This window comes from Actinomadura sp. GTD37 (genome assembly GCF_041951365.1).
Taxonomy (GTDB): Bacteria; Actinomycetota; Actinomycetes; order Streptosporangiales; family Streptosporangiaceae; genus Spirillospora.
Window position 1 is genome coordinate 484,708 of sequence record NZ_JBGNUS010000002.1, and the last position, 18,051, is coordinate 502,758.

At 73.7% G+C, this 18,051-nt stretch carries 16 protein-coding genes; 7 read left to right on the plus strand and 9 right to left on the minus strand.

Features of this window, described 5'->3' with window-relative positions; genetic code table 11:
- The 4 genes from hisB to ACA511_RS16385 form a co-directional block, all read right to left on the minus strand.
- Nucleotides 1-594 (minus strand): imidazoleglycerol-phosphate dehydratase HisB, encoded by a 594-nt coding sequence (gene hisB, locus ACA511_RS16370; RefSeq protein WP_375025180.1) that lies wholly within the window; start codon nt 592-594, stop codon nt 1-3.
- Nucleotides 591-1,679: a histidinol-phosphate transaminase gene (locus ACA511_RS16375; RefSeq protein ID WP_375025181.1), complete on the minus strand. Its 1,089-nt coding sequence runs from the start codon at nt 1,677-1,679 to the stop codon at nt 591-593. Before ACA511_RS16375 ends, hisB begins: the two co-directional genes overlap by 4 nt.
- Nucleotides 1,676-2,983: a histidinol dehydrogenase gene (hisD, locus tag ACA511_RS16380; protein ID WP_375025182.1), complete on the minus strand. Its 1,308-nt coding sequence runs from the start codon at nt 2,981-2,983 to the stop codon at nt 1,676-1,678. Before hisD ends, ACA511_RS16375 begins: the two co-directional genes overlap by 4 nt.
- 87 nt (nt 2,984-3,070) lie before the next feature.
- Nucleotides 3,071-3,892, minus strand: a complete 822-nt coding sequence (locus tag ACA511_RS16385) for a PhzF family phenazine biosynthesis protein (RefSeq protein WP_375025183.1) — start codon at nt 3,890-3,892, stop codon at nt 3,071-3,073.
- A 188-nt stretch (nt 3,893-4,080) separates the two neighbouring features.
- On the opposite strand from ACA511_RS16385, the gene ACA511_RS16390 reads away from it, so the two are divergent.
- Both ACA511_RS16390 and ybaK read left to right on the plus strand, forming a co-directional pair.
- Entirely contained in the window at nt 4,081-4,743 is a 663-nt protein-coding gene (locus ACA511_RS16390) for an LON peptidase substrate-binding domain-containing protein (RefSeq protein WP_375025184.1), read from the plus strand.
- Between the two features lie 69 nt (nt 4,744-4,812).
- Nucleotides 4,813-5,307 carry a Cys-tRNA(Pro) deacylase gene (ybaK, locus tag ACA511_RS16395; protein ID WP_375025185.1) on the plus strand — a complete coding sequence of 165 codons (495 nt, stop codon included), beginning with the start codon at nt 4,813-4,815 and terminating at the stop codon, nt 5,305-5,307.
- Here the strand turns inward: ybaK and ACA511_RS16400 are convergent.
- Entirely contained in the window at nt 5,191-5,808 is a 618-nt protein-coding gene (locus tag ACA511_RS16400) for a hypothetical protein (RefSeq protein ID WP_375025186.1), read from the minus strand. The two genes, ybaK and ACA511_RS16400, sit on opposite strands and share 117 nt — an antisense overlap.
- Nucleotides 5,809-5,936: 128 nt before the next feature.
- On the opposite strand from ACA511_RS16400, the gene ACA511_RS16405 reads away from it, so the two are divergent.
- On the plus strand, nt 5,937-6,641 hold the full coding sequence (locus tag ACA511_RS16405; RefSeq protein WP_375025187.1) for a DUF6882 domain-containing protein: 705 nt from the start codon (nt 5,937-5,939) through the stop codon (nt 6,639-6,641).
- Nucleotides 6,642-6,780: 139 nt separating this feature from the next.
- Here the strand turns inward: ACA511_RS16405 and dnaE are convergent, their stop codons facing one another.
- A complete protein-coding gene (gene dnaE / locus ACA511_RS16410) occupies nt 6,781-10,311 on the minus strand; it encodes a DNA polymerase III subunit alpha (RefSeq protein ID WP_375025188.1) in 3,531 nt (1,176 codons plus the stop codon).
- A gap of 472 nt (nt 10,312-10,783) precedes the next feature.
- On the opposite strand from dnaE, the gene ACA511_RS16415 reads away from it, so the two are divergent.
- The 3 genes from ACA511_RS16415 to ACA511_RS16425 are packed head-to-tail and all read left to right on the plus strand — an operon-like array spanning nt 10,784 to nt 12,104.
- Entirely contained in the window at nt 10,784-11,104 is a 321-nt protein-coding gene (locus tag ACA511_RS16415; protein WP_375025189.1) for a chorismate mutase, read from the plus strand.
- Nucleotides 11,101-11,796, plus strand: coding sequence for an AzlC family ABC transporter permease (locus ACA511_RS16420; RefSeq protein ID WP_375025190.1), 696 nt, complete (start codon nt 11,101-11,103; stop codon nt 11,794-11,796). The genes ACA511_RS16415 and ACA511_RS16420 overlap by 4 nt, the downstream gene beginning before the upstream one ends.
- The gene (locus ACA511_RS16425) at nt 11,793-12,104 is read left to right on the plus strand and encodes an AzlD domain-containing protein (RefSeq protein ID WP_375025191.1); all 312 of its coding nucleotides are present in this window, start codon (nt 11,793-11,795) and stop codon (nt 12,102-12,104) included. Before ACA511_RS16420 ends, ACA511_RS16425 begins: the two co-directional genes overlap by 4 nt.
- Before the next feature lie 22 nt (nt 12,105-12,126).
- Here ACA511_RS16425 and ACA511_RS16430 read toward each other — a convergent pair whose 3' ends face one another.
- From ACA511_RS16430 to ACA511_RS16440, 3 genes are all read right to left on the minus strand, one after another.
- A complete protein-coding gene (locus ACA511_RS16430) occupies nt 12,127-13,059 on the minus strand; it encodes an RluA family pseudouridine synthase (RefSeq protein ID WP_375025192.1) in 933 nt (310 codons plus the stop codon).
- Nucleotides 13,059-13,676 carry a signal peptidase II gene (gene lspA / locus ACA511_RS16435; protein WP_375025193.1) on the minus strand — a complete coding sequence of 206 codons (618 nt, stop codon included), beginning with the start codon at nt 13,674-13,676 and terminating at the stop codon, nt 13,059-13,061. Before lspA ends, ACA511_RS16430 begins: the two co-directional genes overlap by 1 nt.
- A 68-nt stretch (nt 13,677-13,744) precedes the next feature.
- Nucleotides 13,745-14,125 carry a TraR/DksA family transcriptional regulator gene (locus ACA511_RS16440; protein WP_375025605.1) on the minus strand — a complete coding sequence of 127 codons (381 nt, stop codon included), beginning with the start codon at nt 14,123-14,125 and terminating at the stop codon, nt 13,745-13,747.
- A gap of 729 nt (nt 14,126-14,854) precedes the next feature.
- Between ACA511_RS16440 and ileS the strand changes: the two genes are divergently transcribed.
- Entirely contained in the window at nt 14,855-18,049 is a 3,195-nt protein-coding gene (gene ileS, locus ACA511_RS16445) for an isoleucine--tRNA ligase (RefSeq protein ID WP_375025194.1), read from the plus strand.
- The last annotated feature ends 2 nt before the right edge of the window (nt 18,050-18,051 follow it).

Below are 18,051 nucleotides of genomic sequence, written 5' to 3' on the forward strand. Positions count from 1 at the left end.
CTACAGGGCCCCCTTGGTGGACGGGACGCCGTGCACCTTCGGGTCGAACGCCACCGCGTCGCGCAGCGCGCGGGCGAGGGCCTTGAACTGGGCCTCCACGATGTGGTGCGCGTTGCGCCCGTACGGGACGTGGACGTGCAGCGCCACCCGCGCGTTCGACACGAACGACTCGAAGACGTGCCGGGTCATCGTGGTGTCGTACTCGGGGCCGATCATCGGGGCCATGCCGTCCGGCTCGACGTGCACGAGGTAGGGACGTCCGGACACGTCGACCGTGACCTGCGCGAGCGCCTCGTCGAGCGGGATCGAGGCGTCGGCGAAGCGGCGGATGCCGACCTTGTCGCCGAGCGCCTCGCCGAACGCCTGGCCGAGCGCGATGGCGGTGTCCTCGATCGTGTGGTGGCTGTCGATGTGCAGGTCGCCGGCGGTCTTGACGGTCAGGTCGAACGACCCGTGCTTGCCGAGCTGGGCCAGCATGTGGTCGAAGAACCCCACGCCGGTCGCGACGTCGACCCGCCCCGTCCCGTCGAGGTCGATCTCGACGAGGACCTGGGTCTCCCCGGTCCCCCGCTCGACTCGTCCCTTGCGCGTCACAGACTCTCCTTCAATGCGGTGCGGAAGGCGGCCATCTCGTCCGGGGCGCCGACGCTGACCCGCAGCCACTCGGGCGGCCCCACCTCCCGGATCAGCACGCCGCGGCCGAGCAGGCCCTCCCACACCGCGCGGCGGTCCGGGAACGTCCCGAACAGGACGAAGTTGGCGTCGGAGTCGGCCACCCGGAACCCCTCGCCGCGCAGCCACGCGACGGTCTCGTCGCGCTCGCGGCGCAGGGCGCCGACGCCGCCGAGCAGCTCCTCGCCGTGGGCGAGGGCGGTGCGGGCGACGGCCTGGGTGACGGCCGACAGGTGGTAGGGCAGCCGGACGAGCAGCAGCGCCTCGATCACGGCGGGGTCGGCGGCCAGGTAGCCGAGCCGGGCGCCGGCCATCGCGAACGCCTTGGACATGGTGCGGGTGACGATCAGCCGCGGGTGGCCGTCCAGCAGCGTCAGCGCGGACGGCGTCTCGGCGCGGCGGAACTCCGCGTACGCCTCGTCGACGACGACCATGCCCGGCGCCGCCGCCAGCACCGCCTCGATCGCCGCCGGCGGCAGGGCGGTGCCGGTCGGGTTGTTCGGCGAGGTGAGGAACACGACGTCGGGGCGGTGCTCCTCGACGGCCGCGACGGCGCGTTCGGGTTCGAGGCCGAAGTCCTCGTCGCGGGAGGCGTCCACCCAGCGGGTGCCCGACACCGCGGTGATGATCGGGTGCATCGAGTAGGACGGCTCGAAGCCGAGCGCGGTGCGGCCCGGCCCGCCGAACGCCTGCAGGATCTGCTGGATGATCTCGTTGGAGCCGTTCGCCGCCCACACCCGGCCGGCGGTGAGCCCCGCGGCGGGCGTGTCGGTGTTCAGGAACGCGGCGAGGTCCGCGCGGAGCGCGGCGGCGTCGCGGTCGGGGTAGCGGTTCAGCGTCCCGGCGACGTCCATGACGGCCTCGCCGAGCGCCTTCACGAGCCGCCCGGACGGCGGGTACGGGTTCTCGTTGGTGTTCAGCGCGTACGGGACGTCCAGCTGGGGCGCGCCGTAGGGCGCCCGGCCGCGCAGGTCGTCCCGGAGCGGCAGGTCGTCGAGCGAGGTCACGAAGGGACCCCCCACTCGAAGCGCGCCTTCAGGGCGGCGCCGTGGGCGGGCAGGTCCTCGGCCTCGGCGAGCGCGACGACGCGCCCGGTGGCCTCGGCGAGGGCGTCCCGGTCGTACTCGACGACGTGCACGCCGCGCAGGAACGACTGGACCGACAGCCCGGACGAGTGGCAGGCGCACCCGCCGGTCGGCAGGACGTGGTTGGACCCGGCGAGGTAGTCGCCGAGCGAGACCGGCGCGTACCGGCCCACGAAGACCGCCCCGGCGTTGCGGACGCGGGCGGCGACCGCCGCGGCGTCGGCCGTCTGGATCTCCAGGTGCTCGGCGGCGTAGGCGTCGACGACCTTCAGGCCGTCCTCGACGCCGTCCACCAGGACGATGCCCGACTGCCGCCCGGCGAGCGCCGCGGTGATCCGCTCGGCGTGCCGGGCGCGGGCGACCTGCGCCTTCAGCTCGGTCTCGACCTCGTCGGCGAGCCGCGCCGAGTCGGTGACGAGGACGGCCGCGGCGAGCACGTCGTGCTCGGCCTGGCTGATCAGGTCGGCGGCGACCTCCACCGGGTCCGCGGTGTCGTCGGCGAGGATCGCGATCTCGGTCGGGCCGGCCTCGGCGTCGATGCCGATCACGCCCTTGAGCAGCCGCTTCGCGGCGGCGACGTACACGTTGCCGGGGCCGGTGACCAGGTCGGCGCGGGGGCACTCGGCGGTGCCGTGGGCGAACATCGCGATCGCCTGCGCGCCGCCGGCCGCGTACACCTCGTCCACGCCGAGGAGTGCGCAGGCGGCCAGGATCGTCGGGTGCGGCAGGCCGCCGAAGTCCTGCTGCGGGGGCGAGGTCACGGCGAGCGAGCCGACCCCCGCCTCCTGCGCCGGGACGACGTTCATGACCACGCTGGACGGGTACACGGCGCGGCCGCCCGGCACGTACAGCCCGACGCGGCCGACCGGGATCCACCGCTCGGTGACGGTGCCGCCCGGCACGACCTGCGTGGTGACGTCGGTGCGGCGCTGGGCGCGGTGCACGGCGCGGGCGCGGCGGACGCACTCCTCCAGCGCGTCCCGCACGGCGGGATCGAGGTCGGCGAGGGCCTGGTGGACGGCCTTCACCGGGACCCGCGCGCTCTCCAGCTCGACGCCGTCGAACGCCTTCGTGTGCTCCCGGACCGCCGCCGAGCCGCGATGGCGCACGTCCTCGCAGATGGGCCGCACCTTGTCCAGGGCGGCCTCGACGTCGAGTTCGGCGCGGGGCAGCACGGAGCGCAGGTCGCCGGGAAGCGAGCCGCGCAGGTCGATACGGGAAATCACGCGTCCAGTCTACGGAGTGCCGTCCGCCCCTCGCGCATCGTCTCAGCTCCCGAGACGCGGCGCGCCGCCCCGCGCCCGGGGCGCGCGTCAGGCGCCGAAGTCGCCGTCCAGCACGGTGACGGCCCTGCCCGACAGGGTCACCCGGTCGCCGCGCAGCGCGACGCCGACGCGCCCGCCGCGCGCGGACGCCTGGTATCCGGTCAGCGTGTCGCGGCCGAACCGCCCGGCCCAGTAGGGGGCGAGGGCGCAGTGGGCGGAGCCGGTCACCGGGTCCTCGCCGTCGCCGGGCAGGACGCGGGGCGCGAAGAACCGGGACACGAAGTCGTGCTCCGCGCCCGGGCCGGCCGCCGCCGTGACGATCACGCCGCGGGCGTCGATGCCGGCGAGGGCGCCGATGTCCGGGTCGGCCTTCCGCACGGCCGCCTCGTCCGCGACCTCCGCCAGCACGTCGTTCTGGACGTTGCGTCCCGCGCGGAGCACCGGCAGGCCGAGCGCCTCGGCGAGCCCCGGGGGGACGTCGGCCGGCGCGGCGGGCGCGGCGGGGAAGTCCATCGCCAGGCCCCCGTCCGCCTCCCGGGTGACGGTGAGGACGCCGCTCTTCAGCGTCCGGAACCGGATCGGGCGGTCGGGCGCGACCGTCCCGGTGCCGTAGAGGGCGTGCGCCGAAGCCAGCGTGGCGTGCCCGCAGAGGGCGACCTCCGTCAGGGGCGTGAACCAGCGCAGCTCGAAGTCCGCGCCGGCCCCGGAGGCATCGGCGAGAGGACGCACGAACGCCGTCTCCGAGTGCTTCATCTCGTTCGCGGCGCGCTGCATCCACTCCGGGTCGGCGGCGTCCTGGAGCAGGCACACCCCGGCCGGGTTGCCGGTGAACGGGCGGTCCGCGAAGGCGTCGACGACGAGCATCCTCATGGCGCCGACGCTACCGGCCGCCCCGTCCCCGCGGCAGGGCCAATCGGCGGGAATGGCCCGGTACCGGAAAGAGGATGACTCAGACTTCACAGTGTGAAAAATCGGCCCTTACCAAGATCATCGATATGGACGTACCCTGGCGGCGAGGGCGTCTTCCCGGCGGCGCCCAGGAGCGCGGGAGTGAGAGTGTGACCGAGCGGCTCGCCCTGTTCCCCTTGGGCACCGTGCTGTTCCCGGGGCTGGTGCTCCCCCTGCACCTGTTCGAGGAGCGCTACCGCCGGCTGATCGCCGACCTGCTCGAACGGCCCGAGCCCCGCGGGTTCGGCGTCGTCGGCATCGAGCTCGGCCACGAGGTCGGCGAGAGCGCCGCGCACCGGCTCGCCGGCGTCGGCTGCGTCGCCGAGCTGCGCGAGGTCTCCCCGCACCCGGACGGCCGGTACGACATCGTGACGGTCGGGGCCCGGCGGTTCCGGGTGAAGGAGCTCGACCGCTCCCGGCCCTACCTGCAGGGCGAGGTCGAGTTCCTGCCCGAGGAGGCCGGGGCCGACCCCGGCCCGGCGGCGGCGCGGGTCCGGCGGCTGTTCCGGCAGTACCGGCACCGGCTGCGCGCGGCGGGCGCGAACCCGTCCGACGAGGGCGAGCCGCCGGACGACCCGGTCGCGCTGTCCTACGCGATCGCCGCGTCCCTCGTCCTGGACGGGCACGACAAGCAGCGGCTGCTGGAATGCGAGGACGCGGCGCTCCGGCTGTCGGCCGAGCGGGAGCTGCTCGCCCGGGAGAACCGCATCCTGAACTTCCTGCCGACGATCCCCGCCGGGCAGTTCCTGGACGGGTCGTTCACCCCCAACTGAACCCCGAACCGAACCCCGGGCGGGGCGGCGGGCCGTGCGGCGGACCGGGCGGCACGGCAGACTTCCCCCATGAGCACCAAGGCCAAGGGCGGCGGGGGGACCCCGGCGACCGCCGCCGCGACGCGGGCGAAGATCGAGTACACGCTGCACGGCTACGAGGCCGACCCGAACGCCGGCTCCTACGGGGAGGCCGCCGCCGACGCCCTCGGCGTCCCGTACGGGCGGCTCTTCAAGACCCTCCTGGCGGAGGTCGACGGGCGGCTCACCGTCGGGATCGTGCCCGTGTCGTCCACCCTGGACCTCAAGGCGCTCGCGGCGGCGGCCGGCGGGAAGAGGGCGCGGATGGCCGACCCGAAGGACGCCGAGCGCGCCACCGGGTACGTCGTCGGCGGGATCAGCCCGCTCGGCCAGCGGCGGCGGCTGCCCGCCGTGATCGACGCGTCGGTGTCAGGGCTCGCGACCGTCTACGTCTCCGCCGGTCGGCGCGGACTCCAGATCGAGCTCGCCCCCGCCGACCTCGTCCGCCTCACCGGCGCCCGCGTCGCCGCGATCGCCCGGGGGTAGCCGCCGGACGGCGACCTCCAGCAGCCCGTACGCCGCCACGGCCGACACCGGCCAGAACACGAGGACGCCCCGGGCGCGCAGGTCGGCGACGCCGGTGACGGTCGTCCCGTCGCGCGCGTGCCGGACCGCGTCCTGGAAGTCGCCCAGGCCGACCATGTGGCCCGTCCGCCAGGCGAGGACGGCCGCGGCGCAGCCCCCGGCGGCCAGGCCGAGCAGCAGCGCGACGTCGTTGCCGCGCCCGCCCGCCAGATAGGCGGCGGCGCCGCACAGCACGCCCGCGGCGAGGGAGATCAGGGCGAACCGCGCGTCGACGCCGATCGGGCCCTGCCCTTCCGGCTCGGCCAGAAGCGGCTCACCCTGCACGATCACGTACGTCACCGCGGGCGAGATCCACGCCCACAGCAGGCCCGCGAGCGGGCCGAGCAGCGCGGCGACGGCGGCGGCGACGGCCCCCGTCACCCAGAGCCTCGTCGCGAAGAGCCTCCCGGTGGGTCGCCGCACCTCGTACGCTCCTAGATGTGAGTGCTCTGACAGCGAAAGCCTAGCCTGCCCGCTCCGGCCGATCGACTCTCGAAGGGTGTCCGATTCCCGCCCGCGACCGCCCCGACTACTGGGATAATGTGCCCGACATGTCCGGATTCAGTCCTGCGTTCGACCGCCTCGGCGCCGCACGTGCGGCCGTCGTCCTGCAGCAGCAGGAGACGCTCGCCGAGTTCCTGCCGCGCGAGGACTGGAGCGCCGACCTGACCGCCCGCACCTACGCCAGCGGCGGCGTCACGGTCCGCGTCTCGCTGCTCGGCAGCTACGCGGCCCACGAGCGCACCTGGCTGTGGGGGTGGGCGAACCCGCAGTTCGGCGACGCGCACCCCGCCGTCGCCCCGACGCTGGCCATCCGGGCGATCGGGGAGCGGCTCGGCATCCCCGAGTTCACCACCCCCGAGGTCGACCTGTCCTGGTACGAGGGTCCGGCCGGGCACGGCGGCGAGCTGATCGCGATGGCCGCCGGCGGCGTCCTCGGCGGCGCCGGCTACATCGGCGCCGGCTACGACGGCGGCTCCGCCTATCTGCACGTCGACGACCCGCAGGTCCCGGCCGCGCAGTGGGACCCGGTCCCGCTGCCCCGGCTCCTCGCCAGCGCGGCGAGCCTGTTCCCGCGCGAGCCGCGGCTGACGCTCGCCGGGTTCCTGTCGCACCACCGCGTCCCCTACCGGCCGGCCGACGAGCTGACCGAGGTCATGCTCCCCGGCGGCGGCACCGCCCGCGCCGCCTTCGACGGCCTCGGACGCCTCGTCGGCTGGAAGGCCGACCTGGCCCCCGCCGCCCTCGCCACCTGACGCCCCGCGATCCGTCCGCCCCCGTGCCGGGGCCGGGCCTCGGTTGCGTCACCGGCCATGAACCAACGGTCCGGCATCCGGCTCGGGCCGCACGCCGCCGGGCTCGACGGCGTCCGCGCGCCCGTACGGCGGGACGGCGTCAGCCGAGGCAGGACGGGCCGAGGAGCTGCTTCAGGTCGCCCATCAGCGCCGGGGACGGCGCCACGCGGAGCCTGTCGTCCAGGCGGACAACCGTGGTGCGCGGCCCGTTCTGCAGGTGCAGGTGCACCTCGGCCGTGCCGGGATGGGTGATCAGGACTTCCTTCAGGCGCGAGACCGTCGGGGGCGTGCAGCGGCCCAGCGGCAGGGTGACCGACAGCGGGCCGGTCGCGTCGGTGATGGTGAGGTCGGGCTGGGAGACCTCCATCGCGATGATCTTCGCGACGTCCTCGCGGCGGTCGAGGCGGCCCTTCACGATGAGGACGGCGTCCTCGGCGAGGAGCGTCGAGCACAGCTGGTAGGACGACGGGAAGCACATCACCTCGATGGACCCGGCGAGGTCCTCCAGCTGGAACATCGCCCACGAGTTGCCCTGCTTGGTGACCTTGCGCTGGAGGCCCGAGAGCAGGCCCGCCACGATCACCACCTGGCCGTCGGGGCGCTCGCCCTCGTTGAGGGACGCGATGGCGCAGTCGGCCTCGCGCTCCAGGATGTGCTCGACGCCGAGGAGCGGGTGGTCGGAGACGTACAGGCCGAGCATCTCGCGCTCGAACGCGAGGAGGGTGGTCTTGTCCCACTCCTCGGCCTCGGGGATCGCGACGGTGAACGCGTCCTCGCCGCCGTCGTCCTCCAGGGCGCCGAACAGGGAGTCCTGGCCGATGGCCTCCTTGCGCTTGATGTCGATGACCGAGTCGATGGCCGGCTCGTGCACCATCAGCAGCGCCTTGCGCTGGTGGCCCAGCTCGTCGAACGCGCCGGCCTTGATGAGCGACTCCACGACCCGCTTGTTGCACACCTGCGGCGGGACCTTGCTGAGGAAGTCGTTGAAGTCGGTGTAGGCGCCCTTCTCCCGGCGCGCCGCGACGATGCCGTCCACGACGTTGTGGCCCACGTTGCGGACGGCCGACAGCCCGAAGCGGATCTCGGTGTCGCCCAGCGGGGTGAAGTCGGCCTCGGAGGTGTTGACGTCCGGCGGCAGGACCTTCAGCCCCATCCGGCGGCACTCCGACAGGTAGAGGGCGCTCTTGTCCTTGTCGTCGCCGACGGACGTGAGCAGGCCCGCCATGTACTCGGCCGGGTAGTTCGCCTTGAGGTAGGCCGTCCAGTAGGACACCAGGCCGTACGCGGCGGAGTGCGCCTTGTTGAACGCGTAGTCGGAGAACGGGACGAGGATGTCCCACAGCGTCTTCACGGCCTCCTTGGAGAAGCCGTTGTCGATCATGCCCTGCTCGAAGCCGACGAACTGGGCGTCCAGCTCGGCCTTCTTCTTCTTGCCCATCACGCGGCGGAGCAGGTCCGCCTTGCCGAGCGTGTAGCCCGCCACCTTCTGCGCGATCGCCATGACCTGCTCCTGGTAGACGATCAGGCCGTAGGTCGTGTCGAGGATCTCCCGGAGCGGCTCCTCCAGCTCCGGGTGGATCGGGGTGATCTCCTGCTGGCCGTTCTTGCGGAGCGCGTAGTTGGTGTGGGAGTTCGCGCCCATCGGGCCCGGCCGGTACAGGGCGCCGACGGCGGAGATGTCCTCGAAGTTGTCGGGCTTCATCAGCCGCAGCAGCGACCGCATCGGCCCGCCGTCGAACTGGAACACGCCGAGGGTGTCGCCGCGCGCGAGCAGGTCGTAGGTCGGCTGGTCGTCCAGCGGCAGGCCGAGCAGGTCGACGTCGACGCCCTTGTTCTTCTTGATGCCCTTGAGCGCGTCGTCGATGATCGTCAGGTTCCGCAGGCCAAGGAAGTCCATCTTCAGCAGGCCGAGCGTCTCGCAGGTCGGGTAGTCGAACTGCGTGATGATCGCGCCGTCGGCGTCCCGGCGCATGATCGGGACGTGGTCGGTGATCGTCTCACCGGACATGATGATCCCGGCGGCGTGCACGCCCGTCTGGCGGATCAGCCCCTCCAGGCCCTGCGCCAGGTCCATGATCTGCTTGACGTCGGTCTCTTCCTCGTACAGCTTGCGCAGCTCGCCCGCCTCGCCGTGGCGCGGGTGCTTGTCGTCGAAGATGCCCGACAGCGGGATGTCCTTGCCCATGACGGCGGGCGGGAACGCCTTGGAGATCCGGTCGCCGAGCGCGTACGGGAAGCCGAGGACGCGGCCCGCGTCCTTGATCGCGGCCTTCGCCTTGATGGTGCCGAACGTGGCGATGAACGAGACCTTGTCGGCGCCCCACTTGTCGGTCGTGTACTTGATGACCTCGGCGCGCCGGTCTTCAGGGAAGTCGATGTCGATGTCGGGCATGGACGCGCGCTCGGGGTTCAGGAACCGCTCGAAGATCAGCCCGTGCGGGATCGGGTCGAGGTCGGTGATGCCCATCGCGTACGCGATCAGGGAGCCCGCGGCGGACCCCCGGCCGGGGCCGACCAGGATGCCGTTCTCCTTGGCCCACATGATGAAGTCGGCGACGACGAGGAAGTAGGACGGGTACCCCTTGCCGAGGATGACGCCCATCTCGTACTCGGCCTGCTCCTTGTACCCCTCGGGCAGGCCGTCCGGGAAGCGGCGCCCGAGGCCCTTCCAGACCTCCTTGCGGAACCAGCTCTCCTCGGTCTCGCCCTCGGGGACGGGGAAGCGGGGGCTGAGGTCGCGGTACTCGAACATGCCCGCCGGGTCGACCTTCTCGGCGACGAGCAGGGTGTTCCGGCAGCCCTCCAGCCAGATGTCGGACGCGTCGAGGGCGCGCATCTCGTCCGCCGTCTTCAGGTAGTAGCCGGACCCGTCGAACCGGAACCGGTCGGGGTCGGCGAGCTGCTTGCCCACCTGGACGCAGAGGAGCGCGTCGTGCGCGGTGGCCTCGGACTCGTGCGTGTAGTGCGAGTCGTTCGTGACGACCGGCGGGATGTTCAGCTTCTTGCTGATCTCGACGAGCCCGTCGCGGACGCGGCGCTCGATCTCCAGCCCGTGGTCCATCAGCTCGAGGAAGTAGTTGTCCTTGCCGAAGATGTCCTGGAACGTGGCGGCGGCCTTCAGCGCCTCGTCGAACTGGCCGAGCCGCAGCCTCGTCTGCACCTTGCCGGACGGGCAGCCGGTCGTGGCCATCACGCCCTCGGCGTGCTCGGCGAGCAGTTCCTCGTCCATGCGGGCGTACTTGAAGACGAAGCCCTCGGTGTACGCGCGGCTGGAGAGCTTGAACAGGTTGTGCAGGCCGGTCCCGTTCCGCGCCCACAGCGTCTTGTGGTTGATCAGGCCGCCGCCGGAGACGTCGTCGCGCTTCTGGCTCGGCTCCCCCCACTGGACCTTCTTCTTGTGGTAGCGGGACTCGGGCGCCAGGTACGCCTCGATGCCGATGATCGGCGTGACCCCGGCGGCCGTCGCCTGCCGGTGGAAGTCGTAGGCGCCGTGCATGTTGCCGTGGTCGGTCATGGCGATCGCCGGCATCTCCTGCCGGCCCACCTCTTCGAACATCTGCTTCAGCCGGGCGGCTCCGTCCAGCATGGAGTACTCCGTATGAACGTGCAGATGAACGAAAGAGTCGGCCATGTGCGCTGCGCCTCCTGCTCGTCGCATGCGACCGCCCGCGCGCCTGCGGCACACGGTGGCTTTATCGGTCCCGGGGGAAGATCGTCAACCCGGGCGGACGCCGGGCTGACGCGGTCCTGAGAGCCTAACCCGCCCCGGGCGTCCCACGCGCCCCGACTCGCCCGAACCCCGCGAACCCCGGGCGGCGGACCGCCGGCCGGGCGTCTCAGCAGGCGGGACGGCCGTCCGGAGCTTGGCACGCGGACGCGGCCGCGCATACGCTGGGCGCATGGAACGTCGCCCCATCAGGTTTACACCGCCGGCTCCGGGCGAGCCGGTCGCCACGGCGGCCTGAGCGACGACCCCGGAGCCGGCCGGAGGCGGAGCCCGTCGCGGGCCCGCCCCCTTCCGCCGACCAAGCCGATGATCAGGCGCGGCCCCGGGCACCGGTCCTCCCCCTGCGCGGCCCGCCGCAGCACGAGAGGGAACCCCCATGCCCGACCAGGTGCTCGACTCCGCCGAACTGCGCGTCGCGCTGCCGGACGCCGCCGCCGTCACGACCCTCGGCGGGGCCCGCGCCGCGATCGACGGCCTCGACGCCGCGATCGCCACCCTGCTGGAGCACCGCGCCGCCGTCGCGGCCGCCGTCCAGCGGCTGAAGCCGGTCGGCGGCTCCGCGGGCCGCGACCCCCGCCGCGAGCGGGAGATCGTGGCGGCCATGGCCGAGCGCGCCCCGTCCCTCGGCGCCGCCCGGCTCACGCCCGTCGTCAACGCGATCATCGAGGCCGGCCTGGACGCCGCCGAGAACCGATGAGCACGGCGGAGGCCGCGCCGGACGAGCGCGCGCGGGCCGCGGCCGTCCGGGACGGGCTGAGCGTCGGCATCGCCGTCGGCGTGTCCGGGCTCGCGTTCGGGGCGGCCGCGGTCACCGCGGGCCTCACCGTCGCGCAGGCGTGCGTGCTGAGCCTGCTGGCGTTCACCGGCGCGTCCCAGTTCGCGCTGGCCGGCGTGATCGGCGGGGGCGGCGGGCTGGTGGCCGGGACGCTCGGCGCCGTGCTGCTCGGCGGGCGCAACGCCCTGTACGGGCTGCGGCTCGCCGGGACGCTCGGCGTGCGCGGCCGGCGCCGCCTCGTCACCGCGCAGGTCGTCATCGACGAGACCGCCGCCGTCGCGACCGCGCAGCGCGACCCGGCGGCGGCCCGCGCCGGGTTCTACACCACCGCGATCACCCTGTACCTGGCGTGGAACGCCACCACGCTGCTGGGCGCCGCCGGCGCGGCCCGCCTGGGCGACCCCGACGCCGCCGGCCTGGACGTCCTCGGCCCGGCCGCCTTCCTGGCGCTGCTCTGGCCGCGGCTGACCGGCGGCGGAGGGGCGGTCCGGGTCGCCGCGGCGGCGGCCGTGATCGCGGTCGCGGCGACGCCGCTGCTGCCGCCCGGCGTGCCGGTCATGCTGGCCGCCGCCGCCGCGCTGCCCGCGCTGCTCGGCCGGAGGGGGACGCCGTGAGCGTGTGGATCGCGGTGCTCGCCACCGGCCTCGGCTGCTACGCGCTCAAGCTCGCCGGGCTCGTCGCGCCGCAGCGGATCCTGGACGACCCGCGCGTGCGCCGGTTCACCGACCTGGTGCCGGTGGCGCTGCTGACCGCGCTGATCGCCGTGCAGGCCCTCGCGGACGGCACGTCCCTGGACTTCGACCCCGCCCGCCTGGCGGGCCTGGGCGCCGCCGTCGCCGCGCTCCTGCTGCGCGCCCCGTTCCTGGCGGTGCTGGTCGCCGCCGCCGCCGTCACGGCCGGGCTGCGCCTGCTCGGGCTGTAGCCGCGCGCTCCGGCCGCGGCGGTCAGGACTCCGCTTCGACGATCTCCAGCGCGCGGGCCAGGTCGTCCGGGTACGGGCTCTCGAACTCCACCCACTCGCCCGTCGCCGGGTGCTCGAACCCCAGCCGGGCGGCGTGCAGCCACTGCCGCTTCAGGCCGAGGCGCGCGGCGAGCGTCGGGTCGGCGCCGTAGGCCATGTCGCCCACGCACGGATGCCGGAGCGCGGACATGTGCACCCGGATCTGGTGGGTGCGCCCGGTCTCCAGGTCGATGTCGAGCAGGGTCGCCGCGCGGAACGCCTCGACGGTGTCGTAGTGCGTGACCGACGGCTTGCCGCCCGCCACGACCGCGAACCGGCCGTCGCCCGCCGGATGCCGGTCGATCGGCGCGTCGACCGTCCCCCGGAACGGGTCGGGATGGCCCTGGACGAGCGCCCGGTAGCGCTTGTCGATGCGGCGTTCCTTGAACGCCCGCTTGAGCCGCGAGTACGCGACCTCGCTCTTCGCCACGACCATCGCGCCGGTGGTGTTGGCGTCCAGCCGGTGCACGATGCCCTGCCGCTCGGACGCGCCGCTCGTCGCGATCGTGTGCCCGGCGCCGAGCAGGCCCCCGAGGACGGTCTGGCCAGTCCAGCCGGTGGTGGGGTGGGCGGCGACGCCGATCGGCTTGTTCACCACGACGATGTCGTCGTCCTCGTACAGGACGCCCATCCCCGGGACGGGCTCGGCGACCGGCGCGGGCGGGGCGGGCGGCGGCGGGAGCGTGACCTCCAGCCAGGCGCCGGCGTGCAGCCGCTCGGACTTCGTGGCCACCTCGGCGCCGTCCACCAGGACGTCGCCGGCGGCGACGATGTCGGCGGCGCCGCTGCGCGACAGGCCGAACAGCCGCGCCAGGGCGGCGTCGATCCGCTCGCCCTCCAGGCCGTCCGGCACGTGGAGGCTGCGCACCTCCCCCATCAAGCCTTCTTCTCTTCGGGGGCGGGCGCGGGCGCGTCGTCCTCGGCGGGGGGCGCCGGCTCCTCGGCCTCGGCCCTGCCCGCTTCGTCTCTCTGGGGGCCGGCCTTCCCTGCCTCGGGCTCGGGCTCGGCCTCGCCGGGGTCGTCCTCCTTGCCGGTGATGCGCGTCCCGTCGACCTGGAGGCCGCGCGCCGCCAGCAGCACGGCGAGGACGCCGCCGCACACGATCGCCGAGTCGGCCAGGTTGAACACCGGCCAGTGCGGCAGCTGGATCCAGTCGACGACGTGGCCCTTCAGCGGCGCCGGGGAGCGCAGCAGCCGGTCGAGCAGGTTGCCGATCGCGCCGCCGAGCAGCAGGCCGAGGCAGAGCGCCCACGGCACGCTCCGCAGGTTGCGGGCGGTGCGCAGGATCGCCACCACCACGCCGCAGGCGATCAGGGTGAACACCACGGTGTAGCCCGTGCCGATCGAGAACGCGGCGCCGCTGTTGCGGGTCTCGCGCAGCGTCAGCAGCCCGCCGAGCAGCCGGATCGGCTCCCGGTCCTGCAGCGTCGCCACCACGATGATCTTGGACACGATGTCGGTGGCGACCGCGGCCAGGGCCACGGCGAGCAGCACGCCGACGCGGCGCGGCCGAGGAGATCCCGTGGATTCCCCGGCCTCGCCCTCTGGGTTCGTTGAGTCGCTCAGCGACGTTCCTCGCGTTGTTTGCATGTCACACACAGGGTCGCACGCGGGAAGACCTGAAGTCTCGCCTTGCCGATCGGCTTGGCGCAGGACTCGCAGGTTCCGTACGTGCCGGCGTCCATCCGCTGGACCGCCCGCTCGATCTGAGCGAGCAGGTCCTGTGAATTGTAGGCCAGGGCCAGCTCGTGCTCGCGCTCGTAGGTCTTGGCGCCCGCGTCGGCCTGGTCGTCGCCCGCCCCGTCGCTGCCGTCGCCCTCGGCGATCTGGCTGGCGGACGCGGCGATCTCCGCGCGCAGGCCCTCGATCTGCTCCTGCAGCCCGGCCCGCACCTCGGCGAGCTCCGGGGCCGTCCACCGGTGCTCGCCCTCGCGCACCGGCAGCTGCGCCGCCTTCGGCGCCTTGGGCGCCTTCGCCGGGGCCCGCCCGCCGCGCGGCTTCGCCTGCCCTCCCGGTTTCCCGGCGGGGCTCTTGGCCGCGGGCGCCTTGCCCCGGGGCCTGCCCGCCGCGGGCTTCGCGGCGGGCCTTTCGTCGGACCTCTCCGTGTCCCTTTCAGCGGGCCTTTCGGTGGGCGCCGTGCCCTTCGTCGCGCCGGCCATGTCGGCCTCCCTCGCGCTGATCGCCTCGACGGGCAGTGCGGGCAGCATTGGTCCCCCTTCTCGGGCGCGGTAAACAACCTGGGCCGTGGTACCGACCGCTTATGCCCGGTGGCCGATCGCCCGGAAACCCCGGTCCGGCGCAGGAGATCGCAAAGGAACGGCCGCCGCCGCCGGGCCGGGCGGCGGGAAACGGGAAGAGCGCGGGGCACGGGTGCGTTAAAGTTCGGGAGAGCAAGTTTCTCGGCAGGCCCTGATGGGGACACCTGCCGCCGAACGCGGCCATGAGCGACCCGGGGACGGTGCGAGCCCGGGGGCGAGCCCGGCGGTCTGATCACCCCGGAGCCGCCGGAAGAACCGCCCCGGACCTGGTCCGCGGGCGCAGTAGACCCGGCGGCCGAGACTCGAACGAAGCGGACCGTGCCGTCCCGGCGCGGTCAAGGAGGGTGGTACCGCGGGGCCGCGCGCCTCGTCCCTCCGGTCAACGTGGTCACGTCGATCCGGAGGTCCGCCATCGTGAGCCGAGCTTTTCGGCCCCTGCCCGCGCAGGTCGATCTGCCCGCCCTGGAGCGGGACATGCTGCGCCGCTGGCAGGAGGCCAAGGTCTTCGAGCGGTCGCTGGAGCGCACGGCGTCCGGCGACCCCTGGGTGTTCTACGAGGGGCCGCCCACCGCCAACGGCATGCCGGGCGTCCACCACGTCGAGGCCCGCGTGTTCAAGGACGTCTTCCCGCGCTTCAAGACCATGAAGGGGCACCACGTCCCGCGCAAGGCCGGCTGGGACTGCCACGGCCTGCCCGTCGAGGTCGCCGTGGAGAAGGAGCTCGGCCTCACCGGCAAGAAGGACATCGAGGAGTACGGCGTCGCGGAGTTCAACGCGCGCTGCCGCGAGTCCGTCCTGCGCCACGTGGACGCGTTCGAAGAGATGACCGAGCGCATGGGCTACTGGGTCAACACCGACCAGGCCTACCGGACGATGGACCCCGAGTACGTCGAGGCCGTCTGGTGGTCGCTGAAGCAGGTGTTCGACAAGGGCCTGCTGTTCCGCGACTTCCGCATCACCCCGTACTGCCCGCGCTGCGGGACGGGCCTGTCCGACCACGAGCTGGGCCAGCCGGGCGGGTACGAGACGGTGTCCAGCCCGTCGGTGTACGTGCGGATGCCCGTCACGTCGGGTCCGCTCGCCGAGATGGGCGCCGCTCTGCTCATCTGGACCACGACCCCGTGGACGCTGGTGTCGAACACCGCCGTCGCCGTCCACCCCGACGTCACGTACGTCGCGGCCCGGCCCGCCGGGTCGGACGAGGTGCTCGTCGTGGCCGAGCCCCTGGTCGAGCAGGTCCTCGGCGAGGGCGCCGAGCGGCTCGCCGCGTTCCAGGGCGCCGAGCTGGAGCGGACGACCTACCGGCGGCCCTTCGACCTGGTCGACATCCCCGACGCGCACTACGTCGTGCTCGGCGACTACGTCACCGTGGAGGACGGCACCGGGCTCGTCCACCAGGCGCCCGCGTTCGGCGGCGACGACATGACCGTCTGCAAGCGGTACGGGATGCCGATCGTCAACCCGATCGGGCCGGACGGGCGCTTCCTGCGCGAGGTGCCCCTGGTCGGCAACAAGTTCTTCAAGGACGCCGACGAGCCCCTCACCGACGACCTGCGCGCGCGCGGGCTGCTGTTCCGCGGCGGCCACTTCGACCACAGCTACCCGCACTGCTGGCGCTGCCACACGGCGCTGCTCTACTACGCGCTGCCCGCCTGGTACATCCGCACCACGCAGATCAAGGACCGGCTGCTGGAGGAGAACGAGAAGACCAACTGGTACCCCGAGACGGTCAAGCACGGCCGGTACGGGGAATGGCTCCGCAACAACGTCGACTGGTCGCTGTCCCGCAGCCGCTACTGGGGCACGCCCCTCCCGCTGTGGGTCTGCGGTGACGACGAGGACCACGTCACCTGCGTCGGGTCGCTGAAGGAGCTCGGCGACCTGGCCGGACGCGACCTGTCCGCGCTCGACCCCCACCGGCCGTTCGTGGACGACGTCACGTTCCCCTGCCCCGCCCGTGTCGGAGACGCGGGCACGTGCGGGTCGGAGGCGCGCCGCGTGCCCGACGTCATCGACGCCTGGTACGACTCCGGGTCGATGCCGTTCGCGCAGTGGGGCGCCCCCTACCGCAACAACGAGGTCTTCGAGAACTCCTACCCCGCCCAGTACATCTGCGAGGCCCAGGACCAGACCCGCGGCTGGTTCTACTCCCTCATGGCCGTCGGGACGCTCGTGTTCGACCGGTCGTCCTACGAGAACGTCGTGTGCCTCGGCCTGATCCTCGCCGAGGACGGCCGCAAGATGAGCAAGCACCTCGGCAACGTGCTGCGGCCCATCCCGCTGATGGACGAGCACGGCGCCGACGCGGTGCGCTGGTTCATGGCCGCGAGCGGGCTGCCCTGGGCGTCCCGCCGCGTCGGGCACGGCGCCCTGGAGGAGATCGTCCGCAAGGTCCTCCTCACGTACTGGAACACCGCGTCGTTCTTCGTCCTGTACGCGAACGCCGCGGAGTCGCAGGGCCGCGCCTGGACGCCGGACCGGCTGCCCGAGGCCCCCGCCCCGGCCGACCGGCCGCTCCTGGACCGCTGGGCGCTCGCCGAGCTGCACCGCACCGTCCGCGAGGTCGACGCCGCGCTGGAGGAGTTCGACACCGCGCGCGCGGGCCGCCGCCTCTCCCAGTTCGTGGACGACCTGTCGAACTGGTACGTGCGGCGGTCCCGGCGGCGCTTCTGGGAGGGCCCCGAGACCCCGGAGGGCTCGGCCGCGTTCGCCACCCTCTACGAGTGCCTGGAGACCCTCACCCGGCTGATGGCGCCGATCGTCCCGTTCATCACCGACCACGTCTGGGACGTCATCCGGCCCGCGGACGGGCCCGAGTCGGTCCACCTGGCCGACTGGCCCGCCGTCGACGAGGGCCTCCTCGACGAGGCCCTCACCGTGCAGATGGCGCTCGTCCGCCGGCTGGTGGAGCTGGGCCGCTCCGCGCGGGCCGCGAGCGGCGTCCGGACCCGCCAGCCGCTCGGCCGCGCCCTCGTCGGCGCGCCGGGCTGGTCCGCGCTGCCGGACCAGCTGCGGGCGCAGATCTCCGAGGAGCTGAACGTCCTCGGCTTCGAGGAGCTGTCCTCGATCGGCGGCGACCTGGTCGAGTACGAGGTCAAGCCGAACTTCCGGGAGCTGGGCAAGCGCTACGCCAAGGACACCCCGAAGGTGGCCAAGGCGATCACCTCGGCCGACCCGGCCGCCCTCGTGCGGGCGGTGCGCGCCGGCGGCGCCGAGGTGGAGGCCGCCGGGCTCGGCACGGTGCCCCTGTCGGCCGGCGACGTGATCGTCACCGAGCGGCCGCGCAGCGGCTGGGCGGTGGAGAGCGCCGCCGGCGAGACCGTCGCGCTCGACCTCACCGTCACGCCCGAGCTGCGCCGCGCGGGCCTGGTGCGGGAGGCCGTCCGGCTCGTCCAGGAGGGCCGCAAGGCCGCCGGGCTGGAGGTCACCGACCGCATCGAGCTGTGGTGGGAGGCCACCGGCACCGACCTCGCCGAGGCGCTGCGCGCGCACACCGGGGAGGTCGCCGCCGAGGTCCTCGCGACCGCGGTGAGCGAGGGCCGCCCGGCGGGCCTCACCGCCGCCCGCGACGAGGACCTCGGCCTCACCTACTACCTCCGCAAGGCGTGAGT

Coding starts and splice junctions, on each gene's coding strand:
- ACA511_RS16385 (WP_375025183.1), bottom strand. CDS start 3,892: ATGAGGATGCTCGTCGTCGACGCCTTCGCGGACCGCCCGTTCACCGGC.
- ybaK (WP_375025185.1), top strand. CDS start 4,813: ATGAGCACCAAGGCCAAGGGCGGCGGGGGGACCCCGGCGACCGCCGCC.
- ACA511_RS16405 (WP_375025187.1), top strand. CDS start 5,937: ATGTCCGGATTCAGTCCTGCGTTCGACCGCCTCGGCGCCGCACGTGCG.
- dnaE (WP_375025188.1), bottom strand. CDS start 10,311: ATGGCCGACTCTTTCGTTCATCTGCACGTTCATACGGAGTACTCCATG.
- ACA511_RS16415 (WP_375025189.1), top strand. CDS start 10,784: ATGCCCGACCAGGTGCTCGACTCCGCCGAACTGCGCGTCGCGCTGCCG.
- ACA511_RS16420 (WP_375025190.1), top strand. CDS start 11,101: ATGAGCACGGCGGAGGCCGCGCCGGACGAGCGCGCGCGGGCCGCGGCC.
- ACA511_RS16430 (WP_375025192.1), bottom strand. CDS start 13,059: ATGGGGGAGGTGCGCAGCCTCCACGTGCCGGACGGCCTGGAGGGCGAG.